3 protein-coding genes are annotated in these 5,262 nt (G+C 72.0%); 2 read left to right on the top strand and 1 reads right to left on the bottom strand.

The features are described from left to right. Positions 1-42: 42 nt before the first annotated feature. Positions 43-2,094: a protease pro-enzyme activation domain-containing protein gene (locus tag ACFUEL_RS34440; protein ID WP_380241303.1), complete on the bottom strand. Its 2,052-nt coding sequence runs from the start codon at positions 2,092-2,094 to the stop codon at positions 43-45. A gap of 401 nt (positions 2,095-2,495) precedes the next feature. Here ACFUEL_RS34440 and ACFUEL_RS34445 point away from each other — a divergent pair, with 401 nt between their 5' ends. Further along, entirely contained in the window at positions 2,496-3,746 is a 1,251-nt protein-coding gene (locus ACFUEL_RS34445; protein ID WP_380241305.1) for an amidohydrolase, read from the top strand. A gap of 436 nt (positions 3,747-4,182) precedes the next feature. After that, the gene (locus tag ACFUEL_RS34450) at positions 4,183-5,238 is read left to right on the top strand and encodes a BMP family protein (RefSeq protein WP_380241307.1); all 1,056 of its coding nucleotides are present in this window, start codon (positions 4,183-4,185) and stop codon (positions 5,236-5,238) included. Positions 5,239-5,262 lie beyond the last annotated feature (24 nt).

A 5,262-nucleotide genomic window follows, 5' to 3' on the forward strand; every position in this document is an offset into this window, starting at 1 on the left:
GCCGGGAGGTTTCCCGGCGGCCCCTCTTCCTTGCGTGACCGGCTACTTCTTGATGGTGAAGGACTTGAAGAAGTTCTTGCCCGGGGAGCCCAGGCCGGTGGCCGTGTCGTAGCCCTTGTTCGCGGAGAGGCCGTAGTCCGCGCCGATCTTGTAGAGGCGGACGCGGAGCGAGCCGCTCACCACGCCGAGGTCGACGACGTTGCCGCGCTTGCTGTGGTTGGTGTCGTCGTTGACGTCGTGGAAGGCGCTGGTGCCGGCCCGGTCGTAGAGGGCCGGGTTGGCGAAGCCGAGGGCGCGGCCGCCGCGGGCCTGGATGGCGTTGGCGAACATCGCCGCGGTCTCCGGGGCGGAGACCGAGGTGCCGCCGTAGCCGCCCTCGCTGTAGGCGCCGCCGTCGGTGTAGCCGACCAGGGTGGCGGCGACCAGGTCACCGCTCATCGCGATGTCGGGGGTGGCGCGCAGCGGGGTCGCCGACTTCGTGCCGTCGGCCGCGGTCTTGGCGATCCGGTCGGAGACCACGCCCTGCTGGTACCACGGCTGGGCGAAGTCCTTGGAGACACCGCCGCCGCCGCCGAAGTAGAAGGTGCCGGGGAACGGGCTCCAGGACTTCTGGTCGGCGGAGAGCACCGAGCGCAGGTCGCCCATCGAGACCTCGCTGCCGTACTTGCCGGCCTTGTTGTCGAGCTGGAGGGCGGTGCCGCCGACCGAGGTGACCCACGGGGAGGCGGACGGCCAGTCGGCCTGGGCCTGGTTGGTCTCGGTCTGGCAGTTGGCGCCGGTGGCGGCCGCGCCGGGGGAGCTGTCGCCGCAGTCGCCGGAGGAGAAGGTGAAGCCGATGCCGGTCACCGCGCCGAGCTGGAACACCTGGTTGTCGGCGGCGACCACGGCCGGGTCGATGTCGCCGGTGGTGCCGTGCATGATCTCGCCCCAGGAGTTGGAGACCACGTCGGCCAGGTGCTCGTCGACGACCTTGGCCATCGCGTCGTACAGGTCCTCGTCGTAGCAGGAGTTGCCGCCGACGTAGACGACCTGGGCGTCGGGCGCCAGGCCGTGCACCATCTCGACGTCGAGCGCCTCCTCGCCGGCCCAGCCCTCGGGGCCGCCGCACTCGTCCTGGTGGGTCCACTTGTCCGGGGTGACGTACTCGGTGTACTGGCCCGGCTTGAACGGCTGGTCGCCGTGCAGGGACGAGTAGTGGTTCGCGTCCTGCTCCATGGTGGACAGGCCGTAGGCGTCGATGATCGCGACCCGGGCGCCCTTGCCGGTGACCTTGGCGTCGCTGACGCCGTACGCCTTGCGGAGCTGGGACGGGACGTACGAGCAGGGGGCGAAGGGCTCGTTCTTCTCGTAGCCGTCCGGGGCGCCCTTGGCGGTCTTGGAGCCGTAGCCGTCCTCGGAGCAGGTCGGCACCTCCGGCAGGGTGGCCGGGGCCTTCTTGTCGGGGGCGGCGAGCCGGGAGGCGTTCGCGTGCAGTTCGGCCTCGCGCACCGAGGTGGCGTCCGAGCTGTTCTTGTGGATGGCGTCGGCCAGGCCGGAGACGGCGAGCACCGAGCCGGCCACCTCGGCGGGGACCTCGGCGTCGGAGGCCGGGGCGCGGTGGGTGCCGTCCGCGGTGCGGTAGTTGCGGAAGCCGGTGCCGAACGCCTTGGCCATCGCGGCGGTGGAGCCGGCCACCTGCACGTAGTGGGCGGTGGAGGCGGAGACGGTCAGGCCCGCGCCGGTCACCCAGTCGGTGACGGCCTTGACCTGCTCGGGGGTGGCGCCGAACCGCGCCCGCACCTGGTCGGCGCTCAGGTACTGGCCGTAGGAGGCCGAGGTCGGGTCGGAGACCGCCTTGGCGAGCGCGGCCAGGCCGCTGGCGTCGCGGCCGGCCAGGTAGATCCGGGCGGTGGCCGGGGCGGACGCGTCGGCGGCGCCGGCGTCGGCCTGCGGGGTGGCCCACGCGGGGTGGGTGCCGGGCAGGGTCCGGGCGCTGTCGCCGACCGGGGTGGCGGCGGAGGCCGGAACGGCCGCGCCCAGGGTGGTGAGGATCAGTGCGGCTGCGACGGTGGCCGGGGCGATGCTCCGGGCGAGCTTGTTGCGCGCAATGGGCACGTCGGTCCCCCCTTCTCGGTTCGATGGAGCGTCAGCTGCCCCTCGTGAGGGCGTGACGAGGCGCGCCGCGAGCGGAAGACCCCCCACCGCGGCACCGGAGTTGACTGTGCGGAAGCTGTCTATTCGGACTGGTGTGCGCCACTCAAGAGCAGGTCCGAAAGCTTTACCCCGGCATGACCCGATCGGGGGGAAACGTTTGGCCGCGGAGCTCCGGGGACCCGCACGGAGCAACCGCCGTGTCCGATCGCCGGGGCGGGTCGTTGCACACGCCGGAGACCAGGACCGGAAGGGCGGGCCGAAACGGAATGACATACCCAACCCAGCGGCCGCTATGCACCCATCCGGTGAGGAGTTCTCCGGAAGCCGGGCCAAAACCCCACCACCGGCCTACCCTTGTCAAGGTGAACGATCCCAAGCCGGCAGCCGCCGCCACCGTCACCGCTGCCCGTCCCCCCGCCGACCTGCGTGCCCGGGTGGCGCCGTACCAGGCCGAGTTGGTCGAGCTGCGCCGTGACCTCCACCGGCACCCCGAGCTCGGCCGCCAGGAGTTCCGCACCACCCGGCTGCTGCGCGAGCGGCTGGTCGCCGCCGGGCTGGAGCCCCGGGTGCTGCCCGGCGGCACCGGGCTGCTGGTGGACCTCGTGCCGCCCGGCACCGCGCCCGGCACCCCGCTGCTGGCCTTCCGCGCCGACATCGACGCGCTGCCGATCGACGACGCCAAGAAGGACGTGCCGTACCGCTCCACGCTGCCCGGCCGGGCGCACGCCTGCGGGCACGACGTGCACACCGCGGTGGTGCTCGGCACCGGCCTGGTGCTGGCCCAGGCGATGGAGGCCGGGGAGCTGGCCCGCCCGGTGCGGCTGATCTTCCAGCCCGCCGAGGAGATGATGCCCGGCGGCGCGCTGGACGTGATCGCGGCCGGCGGGATGGAGGGGGTCGGCCGGATCTTCGCCGTGCACTGCGACCCCAAGGTGCGGGTCGGCCGGATCGGGCTGAAGACCGGGGCGATCACCTCGGCCTGCGACAAGGTCCGGATCGCGGTGGACGGTCCGGGCGGCCACACCGCCCGCCCGCACCTGACCACCGACCTGGTCGGCGCGGTGGCCAAGCTGGCCGCCGAGCTGCCCGCCGCGCTCTCCCGCCGGATGGACCCGCGCTGGGGCGTCTCGCTGGTGTGGGGGCGGATCGCGGCCGGCTCCGCGCCGAACGTGATCCCGCAGCACGGCGAGCTGGAGGGCACCGTCCGCTGCCTGGAGCTGGCCGGCTGGCGGGAGGCGCCCGAGGTGCTGGAGGAGCTGGTCTCGCACCTCGCCGAGACGTACCGCGCCAAGTGGACGCTGGACTACCACCGGGGCGTCCCGCCGGTGGTCAACGAGGCGTCCTCGATCGAGCAGCTGGAGGCCGCGATGAACGCCCGGTTCGCCGAGGGGCGCGGCCCGGTGGTCGAGCCGACCGAGCAGAGCCTCGGCGGCGAGGACTTCTCCTGGTACCTGGAGCACGCCCCCGGCGCGCTGGCCCGGCTCGGCGTGCGCGGCCCGCACGAGAAGGGCCCGCGGGACTTGCACCAGGGCGACTTCGACGCCGACGAGCGGGCCATCGCGATCGGCGTGGAGCTGTTCGCCTCGCTCGCCCTGGAGCACGCCCGGATCTGACCGGATCCGACCCGGCCGATCCGAGCCGTTCGGGGCCGCCCGGTCCGGGCCGACCGGATCCGACCCGGCCGTACGGCGCGAGGGCCCTCCTCGGGGAGAATCGACGCGTGGACGAACCGTCCGCGCGCCGCCTCCGCCGGGGAGGGCCCTCGGCGCGTCCGCCCGCCGGGCGGTCCCGGGCGGCCCCGGGCGCCGGAGGGTTCGGCGCGGCATCTTCTCGGGCCCCGGCCGGGAGGCGTACCGTGGTGGCCCGATACCAGCCGGTAATGAACGCCGGGTTGATCTTGTGTGTGCCTATGTCCGGATTTGCCGGGGCGTACGACCACATTTTGATAACAACCCGTAAGCCTCCGCAGGCCGTAACACAACCGTGTTCTACGCGCGTTACGGTGGCGCTCGACCACGCCAACCGGGTGTGTGAGAAGGAGAAACTCCCTTGCGCCGTTCACTCAAGCTCGCCGCGGTCGTGCTCTCGGGTTCCCTGGGCATCGCCTCGCTCGCCGCCTGCGGCGCAAAGAGCACCGACAACAACTCCACCTCGGCCGGTGCCGGCAGCTCGTCGTTCAAGGTCGGCATGGCCTACGACATCGGCGGCCGCGGCGACCAGTCCTTCAACGACTCCGCCGCGCGCGGCCTGGAGCAGGCCAAGACCGAGCTGGGCGCCACCATCAACGAGGCCGAGGCCAAGGCCGGCGAGTCCGAGGGCGACAAGGAGCAGCGCCTCAAGTCCCTGGTCAGCAGCGGCTACAACCCGATCATCGCGGTGGGCTTCGTCTACCAGGACGCGGTGGACAAGGTCGCCAAGGAGAACCCGAACGTCAAGTTCGCGATCATCGACTCCTCCGCCGCCGACCAGCCCTCGAACGTCACCTCGCTGACCTTCTCCGAGGAGCAGGGCTCCTACCTGGCGGGCGTGGCCGCCGCCAACAAGACCCAGACCAAGCACATCGGCTTCATCGGCGGCGTGCAGTCCGAGCTGATCAAGAAGTTCGAGGCCGGCTACACCGCGGGCGCCAAGTCCGTCGACCCGAACATCCAGGTCGAGGTCACCTACCTGACCACCCCGCCGGACTTCACCGGCTTCTCCGACCCGGGCAAGGGCAAGCAGGCCGCCCAGGGCCAGCTCGACAAGGGCGCGGACGTCATCTACTCGGCGGCCGGCTCCTCCGGCACCGGTGCGATCGAGGCCGTCTCGGGCGCCGGCAAGTGGGCCATCGGCGTCGACTCCGACCAGGCCAAGCAGCCCGCCCTGGACAAGTACAAGGACCACATCCTCACCTCGATGGTGAAGAACGTGGACACCGCCGTGTTCACCTACATCAAGTCGATCAAGGACGGCAACGCCCTGACCGGCGTCAAGAACTTCGACCTGAAGGAGGGCGGCGTGTCGCTGGCCACCACCGGTGGCTTCATCGACGGCATCAAGGCCAAGATCGACGCCGCCACCCAGCAGATCACCAGCGGCCAGACCAAGGTCCCGACCGCCCCGTAAGGCCGATCAGGCCCGCCGCGCCGC

It is taken from the genome of Kitasatospora sp. NPDC057198, assembly GCF_042670125.1.
GTDB lineage: Bacteria > Actinomycetota > Actinomycetes > Streptomycetales > Streptomycetaceae > Kitasatospora.